Here is a 17,405-nt window from a genome sequence, read left to right on the forward strand (position 1 = left end):
GTTAGCTCAGTTGGTAGAGCAGTTGACTTTTAATCAATTGGTCGCAGGTTCGAATCCTGCACGACCCACCATCATTTCAAAGCATCTCGATTCTGTAATCTCCATCATCAAAAAAATCATTCAAAAAAAATCTCCACCTCTGACAAATCGTTAGCTCAGTGGGTAGAGCAGTTGGCTTTTAATCAATGGGTCGCAGGTTCGAGCCGAGCGAAGCGAGACGACAACGCGCAGCGTTGCCCGAAGGGCGAGGCCGGAGGCCGGGTCAATCCTGCACGACCCACCATCATCTCTCAGCACTTCAATCCTGTAAGAACAACCATCGAATTAGATTCACCATTAAATCCCTGGCAAATCGTTAGCTAGAGCAGTTGACTTTTAATCAATGGGTCGTAGGTTCGAGCCGAGCGAAGCGAGACGACAACGCGCAGCGTTGCCCGAAGGGCGAGTCAAACCCGTATTTCCCCATTTTTACCCTTTTAAAATCACTCCCCTAAACAATTTCACCATCGTTGATGCGATTCCCAGCGACATCAGGCTTTTTATCCGCTATTTTGTTTAGCATATAAAACGCAAGCACGCAGGCGACGGTTCGCCATAGTGCGGCCTGACCTGAGAGAGTGACATGAGCGACGTGCTGGATTTACATGTGGATGTTTACCCGTTTCCGCCCAAGCCTGCCCCGTTGACCACGGCGCAAAAGCAAGCGTATCGCGAAAAGATCAAGGCGCAGCTGAAACAGCAAAATGCCGTGCTGGTGGCGCACTATTACACCGACCCGGAAATCCAGGCCCTGGCGGAAGAGAGCGGCGGTTGCATTGCCGATTCGCTGGAGATGGCGCGTTTCGGCAGCCAGCATCCGGCCACGACGTTACTGGTTGCGGGTGTCCGGTTTATGGGGGAAACGGCTAAAATCCTTAACCCGGAAAAACGGGTGTTGATGCCGACGCTACAGGCAGAGTGCTCGCTGGACCTCGGCTGCCCCGATGACGCCTTTGCCGCCTTTTGCGATCAGCATCCCGACCGCACCGTGGTGGTCTACGCCAATACCTCTGCCGCCGTTAAAGCGCGGGCCGACTGGGTGGTGACGTCCAGCATCGCGGTAGAACTGATTGAGCACCTCGACAGCCTGGGGCAGAAGATCCTCTGGGCGCCTGACCGGCATCTGGGCAATTACGTCCGCAAGCAGACCGGGGCTGATGTGCTCTGCTGGCAGGGCGCCTGCATCGTGCATGATGAGTTTAAAACCCAGGCCCTGAGCCGGATGAAAGCGCTGCACCCTGATGCGGCGATTCTGGTGCACCCGGAATCCCCGCAGGCCGTGGTGGCAATGGCGGATGCCGTCGGCTCTACCAGCCAGCTGATTCAGGCCGCCCAGCGGCTGCCGCAGCAAAAGCTGATTGTCGCGACCGATCGCGGCATCTTCTACAAAATGCAGCAGGCCTGCCCGGAGAAAGAGTTGTTCGAAGCGCCGACCGCCGGGGAAGGCGCGAGCTGCCGCAGCTGTGCACATTGCCCATGGATGGCGATGAACGGCCTGCAGGCGCTCTCTGCCGCGCTGGAGCAGGGTGGGGCGCAGCATGAGATCCAGGTTGCCCCGGCGTTGCGTGAGCAGGCGCTGAAGCCGCTGAACCGGATGCTGGCTTTTGCCGCCGGGCTGAAAAAACCGCTGAAAAGCCCGGCGTAAGCGCCAAAAAAAGCCACCTTGCGGTGGCTTTTTTGTCAGTGATGGTGGTGATGCGCATGCGCCTGTGCGGCGGGTGCCTCGTTAATCAGGCAGTCCGGCGTGTCGCAATGCTGGTACTCCATCTGAATCGTGGCATGGCCAATGTTGTAGTGGTCCAGCAGGTAGTGCTGAATGCTGTGCAGCAGCGCATCATGGTGATGGGGCGGGATCACCTGCACATGCAGGGTCATCAGCCGTTGTTCACCAATCTGCCAGACGTGCACGTGGTGCACATTGCGCACTTCAGGAATATTGCCGCAGAGATCTTTTTGCAGCGCCGCGATATCGATCTCATGCGGCGTGCCTTCCAGCAGCTCATGGAAACTCTCTTTCAGCAGCCCCCAGGCACTGCGCAACACCAGGCAGGAGACCAGCACCGACAGGATAGGGTCGATCGGCGTCCAGCCGGTGTAGAGAATGATCAGCGCCCCCACAATCGCCCCCACTGACCCCAGCAGATCCCCCAGCACATGCAGCGCCGCGGCCCGCACGTTGATATTGGCTTCCTCTTCGCCGCGGTGCAGCAGCCAGAATGACACCAGGTTGGCGATAAGCCCGGCCACCGCAATGACCATCATGGTGCCGCCCAGCACCGGCTGTGGCGTCAGAAAACGTTGGATCGCTTCCCAGAGGATCAGCAGCACAATCACCAGCAGGGCGGCAGCATTGACAAAGGCCGCCATCGTGGTGAGCCGCAGGTAACCGAAGGTGTGGCGCGCATTGGGTTTTCGCTGGGCGAAACGCACCGCCAGCAGCGCCATCAGCAGCGCCGCAGAGTCGGTCAGCATATGGCCGGCATCCGCCAGCAGGGCCAGTGAGCCGGAGATCAGCCCGCCGATCACTTCCGCGACCATAAACCCGGCTGTCACCAGAAACGCCCACAGCAGGCGCTTGCTGTTGCCCGTCTCCGGGCCGGCATGAGAGTGATGATGAGAATGCGGCATACAGATTCCTATAATAAATGACGGGCTGACCTCACCGCCAGCGAGTGTCATGTTATAACAAAACAAAGAATATCAGAGGGTTACATAGGAAGTTAGCATAACCTAAGCGGAGCAGGTTGCAAGGGGGGAAAGAAGGGCGGTGGAAAAAAGAAAACAGGGGGCATGGCCCCCCGCAGGATACGTCACCGGCGCGGTACAGCCGGTTATTTGGAGGTGGCGTCAGCCTCAGGGGACCCTGGGGTCTGGTCCGGGCAACGGCCATCTTTACAAATGGTGTCCTTATGCGCTTCATTGGCATCGGTGCTGCCGGTCGCGGTGCTGGTATCGCCGCTGCCCTGATCACCGCTGCTTTTATCAATGCTGGTATTGCCGCTGGTGTCAGTGGAGCCGGTATTGATCTGGCTGTTGTCCACGTTGGACGGCGGCAGGTTCTCTTTGGCACCTGGGCCGTCAGACTGGTTGGACATGCCGTTATTCGACGAGGAAGAGCCGCTGTCAGAAGAAGAACCAGCAGCCAGCGCTGCGCCACTACCGAAAGCCATGGTTGCGGTCAGAAAAATCACTGCGAGCTTTTTCATAACGTTTTCTCCATTTTATGATGCTGTGAGTCTGATTAAGTGAAACATCGAAGGCAGACCGCCGGGCCATCATTGGCCCTGGCACTGCGTTTTCACCATCCTGAAACACTACCGATCTGAAACACTGTGGACAGTGAGCTTTCGGCTAACGTCTTAGCCGGGCGCGCCGGGAAAACCGGGGTTGCAAGCCGGTGGCCTGCGGGGATTGCTTTGTTACATGCATACTTTAAGCCTAGATTATAATTTTCAGTTATCAATCAGACATTCGGAAAATGAGGGTGTTAAATTATGTTTACAGCCGCAGGCAGAGACGATAAATTTATCCGGATATGCCGCGTGCGCACCTCTTGAATACCGAATGGATCAGCTATGAATTATCAAAACGACGATTTACGCATTAAAGAAATTAATGAACTCCTGCCGCCGGTTGCCCTGTTAGAGAAATTTCCCGCCACTGACAAAGCGGCTGAAACGGTGTCACACGCACGCAGCGCTATCCATAAGATCCTGAAAGGTAATGACGATCGTCTGCTGGTGGTGATTGGCCCCTGCTCCATCCATGACCCGGAGGCTGCTAAAGAGTATGCCGGCCGTTTGCTGGCGTTGCGTGAAGAGTTAAAGGATTCGCTGGAAATCGTCATGCGCGTCTATTTTGAAAAACCGCGTACCACCGTGGGCTGGAAAGGGCTGATCAATGACCCGCAGATGGACGGCAGTTTTCAGATTAATGACGGCCTGCGTCTGGCACGTAAATTGTTGCTGGAGATTAACGACACCGGCCTGCCGGCAGCCGGTGAGTTCCTGGATATGATCACCCCGCAATACCTGGCAGACCTGATGAGCTGGGGGGCCATCGGCGCGCGCACCACGGAATCCCAGGTGCACCGCGAGCTGGCGTCCGGCCTCTCCTGCCCGGTGGGCTTCAAAAACGGTACTGACGGCACGATCAAAGTGGCGATTGATGCCATCAACGCCGCCGGGGCGCCGCACTGCTTCCTGTCGGTCACCAAATGGGGCCACTCCGCGATCGTTAACACCAGCGGTAATGCCGACTGCCACATCATCCTGCGCGGCGGCAAGGAGCCGAACTACAGCGCGGCACACGTCAGTGAGGTGAAAGCCGGGCTGGAGAAAGCGGGCCTGCCGCCACGCATCATGATCGACTTCAGCCACGCCAACAGCAGCAAGCAGTTCAAAAAGCAGCTGGACGTGGCGACCGATGTCAGCGGGCAGATTGCCGGGGGAGACGCAAGCATCATGGGCGTGATGATTGAGAGCCATCTGGTGGAAGGCAACCAGAGCCTGGAGAGCGGCGAACCGCTGGTCTATGGCCAGAGCGTGACGGATGCCTGCATCGGCTGGGACGACACCGACGCCGTGCTGCGCCAGTTGGCTGCCGCCGTTCAGGCGCGCCGCGGCTAAACCGCAGGCATAAAAAAACGGAGCCGAAAGGCTCCGTTTTTGTTTCTGTGTGACTGCTTTTATTTCTGCATGATTGCGGCAGAAAAATGCCTTTCGCGTCAGAAAATTATTTCGCTTTACCCTGGTTGGCCACGGCGGCGGCTTTCGCTGCGATCTCGTCAGCATTGCCCAGGTAGTAGTGTTTGATCGGCTTGAAGTTTTCGTCGAACTCATACACCAGCGGCACGCCGGTCGGGATGTTCAGCTCGAGGATTTCCTCTTCGCTCATGTTGTCCAGGTATTTCACCAGCGCACGCAGGGAGTTACCGTGGGCAGCGATGATCACACGCTCACCGCTTTCGAGGCGCGGTTTGATCTCGTCAGTCCAGTAAGGGATAACGCGATCGATGGTCAGCGCCAGGCTTTCGGTGGTCGGCAGTTCATCAGCACGCAGTTTCGCGTAGCGCGGGTCGTGGCCAGGGAAACGCTCGTCATCTTTGGTCAGTTCCGGCGGGGTCACGGCAAAGCCGCGGCGCCACTGTTTAACCTGCTCGTCGCCATATTTCTGCGCGGTTTCTGCTTTATCCAGGCCCTGCAACGCCCCATAGTGGCGCTCGTTCAGTTTCCAGGATTTCTCCACCGGCAGCCACGGCTGGTCCAGCTCATCCAGGATGTTCCACAGGGTGTGGATGGCACGTTTCAGTACCGAGGTGTAAGCAAAATCAAAATGGAAGCCTTCCTGTTTCAGCAACTGACCTGCCTGCTTGGCTTCGGTGCGGCCTTTTTCAGAAAGATCGACATCTTTCCAGCCTGTGAAGCGGTTCTCTTTGTTCCACTCACTTTCACCATGTCTCACCAGCACCAGCTTCGTTACAGCCATAGCTAAACTCCTTAATTTCCTGATTTTTAATGATAACAATTATCATTATATTGCCTGACCATCACGCCGACAATCGGATTGTGCCGCGGTCGCCCGCGTCTTTTTCCACCAACCCATTGGCGGGGACAATCTGTTGACCTACACCATAACGAAATTTAGGGCACAAAGAAAATGAAACGCGGGGTGGGGCGCGGCCGGCAGGGGCGCGTCCCGGCATTTTCAGCGGTTATCAATGCCTGGACAGGCACTGACTCATAAAGGTTTTGCGTGCATCGCCGGTGATGTCCTGCTTGTCGGCGTCCTGGTTACAGGCCTGCATTTTTAATTGGTGCGGGGTGAGTTCTTTCGCTGGGTTGACCTGCGCAGGCAGGCATTGGCTCATGAATTTTTTCCGGTCTTCCCCTTTGAGCGATTGCATGGTGGCCTGCTGCTCGCAGTCGGTCATTTTTTGCTGATCAGGGTCGCGCAGCACCGAAGAGGGCACGGCGGACGAGTGGCCGGCAGCCAGCGCATTGCCGGCAAACAGCAGGGCAAAGGCACAGCCATAGAACGCAATACGCATAAACACTCCTTGAGCGGTAAAAGGGACACTGCTTTAAGCGTAGAGGGCAGAACGGGGGCAAGGCGGGATTTCAGCGGGGAGTGTGCCGGTTCTCACATTTTGTTGCTGAAAAGACACGAAAAAAAACGGGAGCAACGCTCCCGTCAGAACAGGCATTACTGCGCGAAGAACTGGTACACCGTGGTCGCGCGGTACGTTTTGCCGGGGGCGAGCCAGCAATCAGGCTGCGGCCACTCCGGGTGGGCCGGGCTGTCAGGCAGGAATTCACTCTCCAGCGCCACACCGGCGTACGCGGCATAGCTGCCGCCGCTGCGGTTCGGCACGCCGCTCAGGTAGTTACCGCTGTAGAGCTGTAACGCCGGGGCGGTGGTGAAGACACTCAGCCTGACCTTGTCGTCCGACGACCAGAGGTGCGCGGCCGGGCAATCCAGCGCGCCGCTGGAACGGCGCAGCAGGTAGGCGTGGTCATACCCTTTCACCCGCTGCTGGTCACGGTCTTTCAGGAAATCCTGTGCCAGGGTTTTAGGCTGGCGGAAGTCCATACCGGTATTGTCCACGTCGGTCAGGCCGGCACTCGGGATGCCTTCGCTGTCGACCGGCAGGAAACGGTCAGCAAAGAGCTGCAACCGGTGGCGGCGCACATCCGTGCCTTCGCCGTCCAGGTTGAAGTAGGCGTGGTTGGTCAGGTTCACCGGGCAGGGCTGGTCCACGGTGGCGTTGTACTCAATCTCCAGCCGGTTATCGTCGGTCAGCCGGTACGTCACGGTGGCGGTGAGGTTGCCGGGGAAGCCCTGGTCGCCGTCCGGCGACTGGATCTGGTAACGCAGCTGTTTCTCATCCGCCTCCAGGCAGAGCCAGCGGCGGGCATGGAAGCCTTCCGGGCCGCCGTGCAGCTGGTGTGCGCCCTGGTTGGCGGCAAGCGGGAAGGTTTTGCCGTCATGCTGCAACTGCGCATTGGCGATGCGGTTGGCGTAACGCCCCACGGTCGCGCCCAGATAGGCCTCCTGCACCGGGTAGCGATCGGTGGATGCACAGCCCAGCAGCAGTTCGCGTTCCGTGCCGTCTGCCAGCGGCAGCACGGCGGAGAGCCAGGTCGCGCCCCAGTCCATAAAGGTCATGGTCATCCCCTGGGCATTGCGCAGGGTATGCAGGCGGAACGGCTGGCCGTCCGGTGCCGGGGTCTGGTTCAGCATACGCTTGCCCCCTGCATCGCACGGCAGACGTAGAAGGTCTCTTTCAGCCCGGTTTTGGCCTGATACTCACGCGCTACCGTGGCTTTGACGTCGTCCACCAGCTCGCTCGGCATCAGCGCCACCACACAGCCGCCGAAGCCGCCGCCGGTCATACGCACACCGCCGCGCTCGCCAATCACCCCTTTCACCATCTCGACCAGCGCGTCGATAGGCGGCACGGTGATCTCGAAATCGTCACGCATAGACGCATGGGATTCCGCCATCAGCTGGCCCATTTTCTTCAGGTCGCCGGCGGCCAGCGCATCTGCTGCGGCCAGCGTGCGGTTGTTCTCGGTGATCACGTGGCGTGCGCGCCGTGATACCACCGGGTCAAGCTCGTCGGCAATCGGGAAGAAGATGTCCGGGTTAACGTCACGCAGGGCTTTGACGCCGAAGAAGCGCGCGGCCACTTCGCACTGTTCGCGGCGGGTGTTGTATTCGCTGCCTACCAGCCCGCGTTTGACGTTGGAGTTGATGATCACCACCGAGACGTTGTCCGGCATCGGCACGGCGCGGGTCTCCAGCGAGCGGCAGTCGATCAGCAGCGCGTGATCCTGCTTGCCGAGCGCGGAGATCAGTTGGTCCATGATGCCGCAGTTGCAGCCGACGAACTGGTTTTCCGCCTCCTGGCCGTTCAGCGCCAGGGCCACGCCATCCAGCGGCAGGTTATACAGCGCCTGCATCGCCTGGCCGACCGCCACTTCCAGTGAGGCGGAGGAGCTCAGGCCCGCGCCCTGCGGCACATTGCCGCTGATCACCAGGTCAGCCCCGCCAAAACCGGGGCTGCGCTGGTGCAGGTGTTTCACCACCCCGCGCACATAGTTAGCCCACGGCAGGTCGTCACTGCTGAGGATCGGTGCGTCGAGGGAGAACTGGTCCTGCTGGTTGTCATAATCCACCGCCACCACGCGGATCTGGTGATCGTCACGTTTGGCGCAGCTGATCACCGTTTCATAGTCGATGGCGCACGGCAGCACGAAGCCGTCGTTATAGTCGGTATGCTCACCGATCAGGTTGACGCGGCCGGGGGCCTTGACGGTCAGCGCCGCCGGGTAACCGAACGTCTGCTCGAAAATCTGTTGGGTTGTGGTGTTAAGGCTCATGGAATCACTCCGCGTCACGGTAATGGATGTCACTGACGGCACGCAGACGCTCAGCGGCCTGTTCAGCGGTCAGGTCACGCTGGGTTTCTGCCAGCATCTCGTACCCGACCATAAATTTGCGCACTGATGCAGAGCGCAACAGCGGCGGATAGAAGTGGGCGTGCAGCTGCCAGTGCGCGTGGTCGCCGTCGGTAAACGGCGCGCCGTGCCAGCCCATCGAGTAGGGGAAGGAGCACTGGAACAGGTTGTCATAACGGCTGGTGAGTTTTTTCAGCGCCAGCGCCAGATCGCGCCGCTGGTCGTCCGTGAGGTCAGTCAGGCGCAGCACGGCGGCTTTCGGCAGCAGCAGCGTCTCAAACGGCCACGCCGCCCAGTAGGGCACCACCGCCAGCCAGTGTTGTGTCTCAACCACCGTGCGGCTGCCGTCGGCCAGCTCACGCTGCACATAATCCACCAGCATCGGGGAGCCGTACTGTTGCAGGTAATCACGCTGCAACCGGTCTTCGCGCTCCGCCTCATTCGGCAGGAAGCTGTTGGCCCACACCTGGCCGTGCGGGTGCGGGTTGGAACAGCCCATCGCCGCGCCTTTGTTCTCAAACACCTGCACCCACGGGTAGGTTTTGCCCAGCTCAGCACTCTGTTCCTGCCAGGTTTTCACCACCGCCTCCAGCGCCTCCAGCGAGAGCTGCGGCAGGGTTTTGCTGTGGTCAGGCGAGAAGCAGATCACCCGGCTGGTGCCGCGTGCGCCCTGGCAGCGCATCAGCGGGTCTTCACTCTCCGGCGCGGCCGGGGTGTCCGGCATCAGCGCGGCAAAGTCATTGGTGAACACATAGGTGTCCGGGTAATCCGGGTTCACATCGCCGGTGACGCGGGTGTTGCCGGGGCAGAGGAAACAATCGGGATCATGGCTCGGTAACGTTTCCAGCGCCGGGGATTCCTGCTGGCCTTGCCACGGGCGTTTGGCACGGTGTGGGGAGACCAGGATCCATTGATCGGTCAGCGGGTTGTAACGGCGATGCGGATGATCAACCGGGTTAAAAATCGACATAACGTAAACCTTCCTTAATCCGAACGGCCCTGAGGGTCGCCATCAGGGCATCTGGCCCAGGGGCATAACAGGGAACAGCAACAGGGAGCACCGCCTGCCGGCGCACGAGGTGTAATCGCTTCCACTTCCAGCCATCACGGCTCGCGCTTTTCTGTCGCAAAATCTGCTGAAAGATAGCATGGGCGCGCGCAGGAAAAGGTGATCCAGGCTTTAAAAATGGAATCGCTTACACCGGAAAGCCTAGCATAAGCCCCGGTGAAAAAGCAGCAGGTGTTTGGCTGAAAAAGCGTGGGGCGGGCATCAGGCGTTAAGCGACGTGATGGGCGGAACAGCATGGCTGCCGTGAAGTGTAATCGCTTCCACTTGGCGGGCAGCCTGAACAGGGCAACGGGGCAGGCATGCCCCTTATGCGTCAGAGTGGCTCAATCGGGTAGCGGTAGCTGTCGCCGTCCGGCACAAAACTGAGCCGGTGGGTAATGCACTGCGGCGCGTCTTCCGCGTGGTGTGACACAAACAGCAGTTGCGTATCCCCTTCGCCAATCAGCACATCGATCCAGCGGCGCACCAGCTGGCGGTTCAGCGGGTCCAGCCCCTGTAACGGCTCGTCGAGGATCAGCAGTGCCGGGTGTTTCACCAGCGCGCGGGCAATCAGCGCCAGCCGCTGTTGCCCCCAGGAGAGGCTGTGGAACGGCGCCTCGGCCGCTGCGCCGTCCAGGCCGAGCAGCGCCAGCCATTGCTGGGTCAGCTGTTGCTGGCGGTCGGACACCGCCTGATAGATGCCGATGGAGTCAAAGAAGCCGGAGAGGATCACCGTACGCACGCTGGCGCTGACGCGATACTCCAGATGCAGGCTGCTGCTGACGTAGCCGATATGCTTTTTGATGTCCCAGATGGTTTCCCCGCTGCCGCGCCGGCGGCCGAACAGCGTTAAGTCGTTGCTGTAGCCCTGCGGGTGGTCGCCGGTGACGAGGCTCAGCAGCGTGGATTTGCCCGCCCCGTTCGGCCCGACAATCTGCCAGTGCTCGCCGGGGTTCACCTGCCAGTCGAGGCCGTTGAGGATCGGGCGGTCGTTATAGGAGACCACGCCGTGGCGCAGCACAATCCGCGGCTGATCCGGCGGCAGGGTGGGGCGGCGCTGCGGCTCCTCGGTCTCCGGCAGGGCCAGCCCCGCCAGCTGCTCACTGTGCGCCAGTTGCGCCACCAGCGCCTGAGACATCACCTCTGCGCGGGGGCCGGTGGTGGTGAGGTGGCAGTCGGCCAATACCCCGACCTGCGCGATAAACGCCGGGATCTCATCAAAGCGGTTCAGCACCAGCACCAGCGTAATGCCCTGTTGCGACAGCGTACCGAGCAGCGCAGCCAGCTGGCCGCGTGACGTCACATCCAGCCCGTCAAACGGCTCGTCAAGGATCAGCAGGTCCGGGGCGGCCATCAGGGCCTGGCACAGCAACGTTTTGCGTGTTTCGCCGGTAGAGAGGTATTTGAAGCGGCGGCCCAGCAGCGGCGTAATGCCGAATTGTGCCGCCAGCGCCGCACAGCGCGCCGGGTCGCGGTGGTTTTCCTGAATGATGTCGGCGGTGGTTCGGCCGGTGTCATCCTCATCGGCGCTCAGCAGGTCAGTGTTGTTACGCTGCCACTCTTCGCTCACCAGCTTTTGCAGCTGTTCGAAGGAGAGGCGGGCAACCTGGGTGAAGTCGCTGTGGCGGGAGCCGGCCAGTTGCACCAGCTCCCCGGCCAGCGCGCGGGCCAGCGCCGATTTGCCGCTGCCGTTGGCCCCGACAAACGCCCAGCTCTCCCCGGCGTTCAGGCGCAGATCCGGCAGGTGAAGGGTGCGGGTATCGCTCAGGCGGAACAGGCCTTGCGTAATCTGCAATGACGACATGGTAGTATCCCTTTTTGTGCAACCAGTTTGGGTTAGGGATAAGCGGCTGTCCGGGTGAAGTCAATTGACAAATCTGCAAACTGTTAACGCTGAAAATGCAACTATCTGATAAATAAACGCAATCAGCACAGCGTGGCAATAATCACCTGATCCGGTTGCACCTGCGCGGCCACCGCCAGGCCCGGTGCCAGCGCCAGCGCGGCGACCTGCGCGTTCGGCACCGTGGCGCAGAGCGTCTCCTCACCGGCAAAGGTCAGCAGCACTTCGCTGTTCTCCTGGCCGGGATTGAGGCTGCTGACCACGCACGCAAACTGGTTGCTGCCGGCCGGGGCGGGCGCCCCGGCTGCCGCCAGCGTTACCCACGGCGCTTTGATCAGCGCCAGCACCTCTTTGCCCGGCTGCAACTGCAACCGGTCGGCGCTCTGCTCCGTCAAGGCCGCCAGCAACCGGGTCTGCCCGTCCGCCAGCAGCAACTGCACCTGTTGCTGCACATGCTGGTGGCCGCGATCGACCACGGTCGCGAAAAACTGGTTACGGGCGCTGGTCTGCAACGAGACACGCGCCACCGCCGCCAGCAGGCTGTCGAGCGGCAGGGCGTCATCGTTGAGCACATCAAACGCTTTTTGCTGAATCTGGGTCAGCAGGTCATAGAGTTGGATCAGCCGCCGGCCGTAACGCGTCAGCGTGGCCCCGCCGCCGCCTTTGCCGCCGGTGGCGCGCTCCACCAGCGTCTGTTCGCCCAGCTGGTTCATCTCATTGATCGCATCCCAGGCGCTCTTGTAGCTGATGCCCGCCAGTTTCGCCCCCTGGCTGATGGAGCCGGTGGCCTGCACCTGCTTCAGCAGGGCGATGCGGCGCGGGTCGGCAAACAGGTGTTGGTCAAGTTTCAGGGTCAGCAAAATGTCAGCGTGCATGTCGTCATCCAGCAGCGGAAGAGGAAAAAAGGATTGTCGCTGATTGAAGGCAGTGAGGCAAACCGCGGCGGTTGGTGAATTGCTAACGCCCCGGCGCGCAATCATTGCTATTATCGGTGCATGACGCGCGCGGCATGTGCCGCATAACGCACAGCTAAGTGAGGCGAAAATGTTGGAATTGTTAGAGAGTCTGGTATTTGCCATCGTGATGGTGCCGGTGGTGATGGCGATTATCCTCGGCCTGATTTATGGCCTGGGGTCGGTGTTCAACGTCTTCTCGAAGATCGGGCATCCTAAAGAGAGCCGCAACGGCAACACACAGGCCGGCGCCCGCCACTAACGCCCCGTATGACCCCGCCCGGCCCTTGTGCCGGGCTTTTTTATGCCGCCCATCAAGTTCTGTTTTTTGCGGCCGATAAACCGAATGACAAGGTTTGTCACGACGTTATATCCTTTGCTATATAACGTAACCCGGAGACTGTCCTGATGCCCTTGCTGACCAAAAAAAGCCTGCTTACCCTGACACTGCTCTCTGCCCTGACTTCCCAGGCGCAGGCGGCGGAGAAAATCACCGTGTTTGCTGCCGCGTCGCTGACCAACGCGTTGCAGGATATCGCGCTGGATTACCAGAAAACCCACCCGGTGGAGATCGTCTCCTCGTACGCCTCCTCGTCAGTGCTGGCGCGGCAGATTGAGCAGGGCGCCCCGGCGGATCTCTTTATCTCAGCTGACCAGCAATGGATGGATTACGCGGCGGCGAAACAGCAGATCATCCCCTCAAGCCGTTACACCCTGCTGGGCAATGATCTGGTGCTGATTGCCCCGGCGAAAGCCGGTGCCGCGAAGGTCACGCTGAATAAGCAGACCAACTGGACATCACTGCTGGCGGGGGAACGGCTGGCCGTGGGTGACCCGGACCATGTCCCGGCGGGGATATATGCCAAAGAGGCGTTGCAGTCGCTCGGGGCCTGGGCGGCGCTGGAGCCGAAACTGGCGCGTGCCAATAATGTGCGCGCGGCGATGGCGCTGGTGGAGCGCGGCGAAGCGCCTTACGGCATCGTCTACGGTTCTGACGCGGTGGTCAGTGATAAAGTAAAGGTCGCGGGCACCTTCCCGGCCGACAGCCACAAGCCGGTGGAATACCCGATGGCAATGGTGAAAGATCACCAGACAGCCGCGGTCAGCGCCTTCTATGATTATCTGAAAGGGCCGCAGGCGGCGGCAGTCTTCACACATTATGGTTTCACCCCAACACAAGGCGGGCTTGCGCCCACCCAGAACGGATCGACTTCACACTGATGATCATAAGCGCGTATGAGTGGCAGGCGGTGCTGCTGAGTTTACAGGTGGCGGGCGTGGCGGTGCTGTGCAGCCTGCCGTTCGGCATCCTGATGGCCTGGGTGCTGGTGCGCTGCCGTTTTCCCGGCAAAGCCCTGCTCGACAGCCTGATCCACCTGCCGCTGGTACTGCCGCCGGTGGTCATCGGCTATTTGCTGCTGATTGGCCTGGGGCGACGCGGGCTGATTGGCGGCTGGCTGTATGACACCTTCGGCATCAGCTTCAGTTTCAGCTGGCGCGGCGCGGCGCTGGCCTCGGCGGTGGTCGCGTTCCCGCTGATGGTGCGCGCCATCCGGCTGGCGCTGGAAGCCATCGACCTGCGCCTGGAGCAGGCGGCGCGCACGCTGGGCGCGTCACCCTGGCGGGTCTTTTTCACCCTGACCTTGCCGCTGTCGCTGCCGGGCATCATTGTCGGCGCGGTGCTGGCCTTCGCCCGTTCGCTGGGTGAGTTCGGCGCGACCATCACCTTCGTCTCCAATATTCCGGGGGAGACCCGCACCCTGCCGCTGGCGATGTACACCCTGATTGAAACGCCGGGCGCAGAAGCGGCGGCGGCGCGGCTTTGTGTGATTGCGATTGTGCTGTCACTGGGCGCGCTGCTGCTCTCGGAGTGGCTGGCGCGCTGGAGCCAACGGCGGTTGGGGGCCTGATGCTGGAACTCGATATAACGCAACAGCTCGGCGATCTGGCGTTGTCGGTGCAGGCCACGCTGCCTGCGCAGGGGATCACCGCCATCTTTGGCCTCTCCGGCGCGGGCAAAACCTCGCTGATCAATGTGATTGGCGGCCTGACGCGGCCCGATAGCGGCCACATCCGGCTTAACGGCCGCGTGCTGGTGGACACCGCTGCCAACCAGTGGCTGCCGCCGGAAAAACGCCGCATCGGTTACGTGTTCCAGGATGCGCGGCTGTTCCCGCACTACCGGGTTCGCGGCAACCTGACCTACGGTATGCCGCCCGCCCAGCGCGGGCAGTTCGACACCGTGGTGGCGCTGCTCGGTATTGAGCCGCTGCTGGATCGGCACCCGAATACCCTGTCCGGCGGTGAAAAGCAGCGGGTGGCGATTGGCCGGGCGCTGCTGACCGGGCCGGAGATGCTGCTGATGGATGAGCCGCTGGCTTCCCTGGATCTGCCGCGCAAACGTGAGCTGATGCCCTATCTGGAGCGGCTGGTGCGGGACGTCAAATTGCCGGTGCTCTACGTCACCCACAGCATGGATGAACTGCTGCGGCTGGCGCAGAACGTGCTGATGCTCGATCAGGGGCAGGTGCGCGCCGTCGGGCCGCTGGAGGAGGTGTGGGCCAGCAGCGCGCTGCGGCCGTGGCTGCCGAAAGAGGAGCAGAGCAGCGTGCTGCCGGTCACGGTGCTGGAGCACCACCCGCGTTACGCGATGAGCGCCCTGAGCCTCGGCGACCAGCACCTGTGGGTCAACCGGGTTGAGGCGGCGGCAGAGTCGCCGCTGCGCATCCGCATCCAGGCCGCTGATGTCTCGCTGGCGCTGCAACCGCCCACCGGCAGCAGCATCCGCAATATCCTGCGCGCCAAAGTACTGGAGTGCCTAGAGGTCAGCGATCAGGTTGAAGTCAAACTGGCGGTGGGCGATCAGGTGCTCTGGGCGCGCATCTCCCCCTGGGCGCGGGACGAGTTGCTGATTAAGCCCGGTATGTGGCTCTACGCGCAGATCAAAAGCGTGTCGATTTCCGGTTAGGGCATCGGCGGGGGGCTGACGTCGCCCACCGGCTGCCCCCGCTTCTTGCTGTGATTCCCCGCCTGTTGCCCTGTCGCTCAGCAGGGCAGGAATAGGGGGTTATTTTGTTTATTATCAAAAATAACGCCCCAATAAATAAAGCGCGTGAGGGTGATAAACCCTGGCGGTCAATTAATACCTGCCTATTATATATTTCCAATGACCAATAAAATACGTGAATGAATTAAAGATTATAATAATAATGTTTAGCGATATTAATTTTACACTATTAGGAATAGTGCTGTATGCTCAGCGCCCGATATGACCTGGGGTGCGCCGGGTTATTATTTCCGGCGGCGGCTGTCTGTTCAGGCTTATATTTATGGCTGTTTTACCGCGACAGCCAGCCCCATTAATTTTTATACGTTGTTGATACCCGCAGGGCCGGCGATGGCCGGGCCTGCTCCCGGATGAGAGTAAGCAATGATAAACAAAAAGAATATTCTTTATTTTCTGGCGTATACCCTGCTGGTGATCGGCATTTCTTCTTGGTGTACCACGATGTGGATTGAGAAATTCGTGCTGAGTGGCGGCCAACAGGAAATGCTGGTTGATAAGGGGGAAGAGGGGGCGGCTAACTCACCGGTACGTGACGAGAATGCCATTATTGAAGTCTTCTCTTATGCCTGCCACTTTTGCCAGCAGTCATCAAATGACGTGCAAGCCCTGGAAGCGAACATGCCTGCCGGTAAAAAAGTGGTCTATTTACATATTAATGATGGGTCAGGCAACTGGCTTTCCGGTTCAGCCCGTGTTTTCGCCACACTTAATGTCATGGGTATTGAAAAACAACACCGGGCGGCACTCTATGATGCGGTGATTAATCAGCAATTAAATACCTCTGATATACAGCAATTTAATGCATGGTTAACCAAAAACGGGATTAATGTTGAAACCTATCGCCAGGCCGAAGCCTCAGCGGAGGTGGCCGACGCGCTCGATTATATGAAAGCAGTCACCGCCTATTATAAAATCAATGGCACCCCCGCCTTTATTATCGGAAAACGCTGGGTGACTTATCAGGACAGCGAATTCGGTGAGTTTTCTAAAAAAATGATTGGGCTGCTCGCCTCGCAAGATAAACACTAAGGCGGCACAGGCGGAAACGCTCCCCGCCCATCAGGGCGGGGAAACGGTTACTGCAAAATCTCTTTGGTGATCACGTCCGCAATGCCCGGCTCCTCATTGGTGCCAATCACGCGGGCGGCGCGCTCTTTGATGTAGTCATCCGCGTTGCCCATCGCCACGCCCAGCCCGGCGGTCTCCAGCATCGAGAGATCGTTATAGTTATCACCAAATGCCAGCACATCCTTCATGGTCATGCCCTGCGCCTCCACCCACTCCTGCAGGCGTTTGCCTTTGCTGTTGCCGCCTTTGGCGACGTCCACCTGATCGTGCCATGACCATTCACACGCCAGCCCCAGCCGCTCCTCAACCTCCACGGTAAAGGCTTTCAGCGCTTTCAGGTCAGGGTGGGTGGTGGCAAATTTCCAGATAGCCTCTGCTTCCTGTGCCGCCTCACGCAGGCTGTTGACCTGCAAAATGGTGGGGCGCTGCGCTTCCGGCAGGGTCTCCGCCCACGCCAGTGAACGCAGCACATGATCGGTCGGGCGCTCATACAGCATCGCATTGTCCACATACAACATGCCGTGAATCTTGGAGTGATCCAGCATGGTGATCACCTCCTGCGCCAGCTCTTCCTGTAGTGGGTCAGACGCCAGCACCTTTTTGTTCTGGTAGTCATACAGGTAGGTGCCGTTACAGCAGATGGCCGGGGTATCGAGCTTCAGCGCCTGGTAGAACGGGTGGATGGCGACATGGTGGCGGCCGGTCACTACCAGCACCTTCACGCCCTGTTCACGGGCGGCCTGAATGGCCTTCAAAGATTCCGGGAGGATACGTTTTTGACGGTCAAGCAGTGTGCCGTCGAGATCGAGCGCAATTACGCGATAGGTCATAGCGGGTCTCTTTATCGAAAGTGAATAAAAGTCAGCCTGTTCAGAAGATAGTACACGCGAACGCCGGATGGGGAAAACGCACACGGCACTTTGCG

General features: G+C 59.8%; 17 protein-coding genes and 1 other RNA gene. 8 read left to right on the plus strand and 10 right to left on the minus strand.

Translation table 11 applies throughout. The features are described 5' to 3' along the window. The first annotated feature begins 151 nt into the window (after positions 1 to 151). Together JK232_RS11695 and nadA are read left to right on the plus strand one after the other, a co-directional pair. Positions 152 to 283, plus strand: a non-coding RNA gene (locus tag JK232_RS11695) — RtT sRNA. Between the two features lie 339 nt (positions 284 to 622). Further along, positions 623 to 1,684, plus strand: a complete 1,062-nt coding sequence (gene nadA / locus JK232_RS11700) for a quinolinate synthase NadA (RefSeq protein WP_212589239.1) — start codon at positions 623 to 625, stop codon at positions 1,682 to 1,684. Positions 1,685 to 1,719: 35 nt separating this feature from the next. On the opposite strand, the gene zitB is transcribed toward nadA, so the two are convergent. Together zitB and JK232_RS11710 are read right to left on the minus strand one after the other, a co-directional pair. Continuing rightward, positions 1,720 to 2,667, minus strand: a complete 948-nt coding sequence (gene zitB, locus JK232_RS11705; protein ID WP_212589240.1) for a CDF family zinc transporter ZitB — start codon at positions 2,665 to 2,667, stop codon at positions 1,720 to 1,722. Between the two features lie 203 nt (positions 2,668 to 2,870). Beyond that, positions 2,871 to 3,245, minus strand: a complete 375-nt coding sequence (locus JK232_RS11710; RefSeq protein ID WP_072926188.1) for a protein YbgS — start codon at positions 3,243 to 3,245, stop codon at positions 2,871 to 2,873. 369 nt (positions 3,246 to 3,614) lie between these two features. Here JK232_RS11710 and aroG point away from each other — a divergent pair, with 369 nt between their 5' ends. Then, positions 3,615 to 4,667, plus strand: coding sequence for a 3-deoxy-7-phosphoheptulonate synthase AroG (aroG, locus tag JK232_RS11715; protein ID WP_072926186.1), 1,053 nt, complete (start codon positions 3,615 to 3,617; stop codon positions 4,665 to 4,667). A gap of 106 nt (positions 4,668 to 4,773) precedes the next feature. Here the strand turns inward: aroG and gpmA are convergent, their stop codons facing one another. The 7 genes from gpmA to modE all read right to left on the minus strand — a co-directional run bounded on the left by gpmA (position 4,774) and on the right by modE (position 12,267). After that, positions 4,774 to 5,526: a 2,3-diphosphoglycerate-dependent phosphoglycerate mutase gene (gene gpmA, locus JK232_RS11720; RefSeq protein ID WP_072926185.1), complete on the minus strand. Its 753-nt coding sequence runs from the start codon at positions 5,524 to 5,526 to the stop codon at positions 4,774 to 4,776. A gap of 229 nt (positions 5,527 to 5,755) precedes the next feature. After that, positions 5,756 to 6,088 carry a PsiF family protein gene (locus JK232_RS11725; RefSeq protein ID WP_072926183.1) on the minus strand — a complete coding sequence of 111 codons (333 nt, stop codon included), beginning with the start codon at positions 6,086 to 6,088 and terminating at the stop codon, positions 5,756 to 5,758. Between the two features lie 155 nt (positions 6,089 to 6,243). Further along, complete coding sequence (gene galM / locus JK232_RS11730; protein ID WP_212589241.1) at positions 6,244 to 7,281, minus strand: galactose-1-epimerase; 1,038 nt, start codon at positions 7,279 to 7,281, stop codon at positions 6,244 to 6,246. Further along, on the minus strand, positions 7,275 to 8,423 hold the full coding sequence (gene galK, locus JK232_RS11735; protein ID WP_101828729.1) for a galactokinase: 1,149 nt from the start codon (positions 8,421 to 8,423) through the stop codon (positions 7,275 to 7,277). Before galK ends, galM begins: the two co-directional genes overlap by 7 nt. Before the next feature lie 4 nt (positions 8,424 to 8,427). Next, positions 8,428 to 9,471 (minus strand): galactose-1-phosphate uridylyltransferase, encoded by a 1,044-nt coding sequence (gene galT, locus JK232_RS11740; protein WP_072926178.1) that lies wholly within the window; start codon positions 9,469 to 9,471, stop codon positions 8,428 to 8,430. 412 nt (positions 9,472 to 9,883) lie between these two features. Continuing rightward, entirely contained in the window at positions 9,884 to 11,353 is a 1,470-nt protein-coding gene (gene modF, locus JK232_RS11745; RefSeq protein ID WP_212589242.1) for a molybdate ABC transporter ATP-binding protein ModF, read from the minus strand. Positions 11,354 to 11,475: 122 nt separating this feature from the next. Continuing rightward, entirely contained in the window at positions 11,476 to 12,267 is a 792-nt protein-coding gene (gene modE, locus JK232_RS11750; protein ID WP_072926175.1) for a molybdenum-dependent transcriptional regulator, read from the minus strand. A 169-nt stretch (positions 12,268 to 12,436) separates the two neighbouring features. Between modE and JK232_RS11755 the strand changes: the two genes are divergently transcribed. The 5 genes from JK232_RS11755 (at position 12,437) to JK232_RS11775 (ending at position 16,441) form a co-directional block, all read left to right on the plus strand. Then, positions 12,437 to 12,607: an AcrZ family multidrug efflux pump-associated protein gene (locus JK232_RS11755; RefSeq protein WP_072926173.1), complete on the plus strand. Its 171-nt coding sequence runs from the start codon at positions 12,437 to 12,439 to the stop codon at positions 12,605 to 12,607. Between the two features lie 146 nt (positions 12,608 to 12,753). Then, a complete protein-coding gene (gene modA / locus JK232_RS11760) occupies positions 12,754 to 13,566 on the plus strand; it encodes a molybdate ABC transporter substrate-binding protein (RefSeq protein ID WP_072926172.1) in 813 nt (270 codons plus the stop codon). After that, a complete protein-coding gene (gene modB, locus JK232_RS11765; RefSeq protein ID WP_072926170.1) occupies positions 13,566 to 14,255 on the plus strand; it encodes a molybdate ABC transporter permease subunit in 690 nt (229 codons plus the stop codon). Before modA ends, modB begins: the two co-directional genes overlap by 1 nt. Further along, positions 14,255 to 15,313, plus strand: coding sequence for a molybdenum ABC transporter ATP-binding protein ModC (gene modC / locus JK232_RS11770; RefSeq protein WP_101828732.1), 1,059 nt, complete (start codon positions 14,255 to 14,257; stop codon positions 15,311 to 15,313). Before modB ends, modC begins: the two co-directional genes overlap by 1 nt. A gap of 462 nt (positions 15,314 to 15,775) precedes the next feature. After that, a complete protein-coding gene (locus JK232_RS11775; RefSeq protein WP_072926166.1) occupies positions 15,776 to 16,441 on the plus strand; it encodes a DsbA family protein in 666 nt (221 codons plus the stop codon). Positions 16,442 to 16,488: 47 nt separating this feature from the next. Here JK232_RS11775 and JK232_RS11780 read toward each other — a convergent pair whose 3' ends face one another. Continuing rightward, positions 16,489 to 17,310: a pyridoxal phosphatase gene (locus JK232_RS11780; protein WP_101828734.1), complete on the minus strand. Its 822-nt coding sequence runs from the start codon at positions 17,308 to 17,310 to the stop codon at positions 16,489 to 16,491. Between the last annotated feature and the right edge of the window lie 95 nt (positions 17,311 to 17,405).

Origin of the sequence: Nissabacter archeti (genome assembly GCF_018257325.1) — a bacterium.
Lineage (GTDB): Bacteria > Pseudomonadota > Gammaproteobacteria > Enterobacterales > Enterobacteriaceae > Chimaeribacter > Chimaeribacter arupi.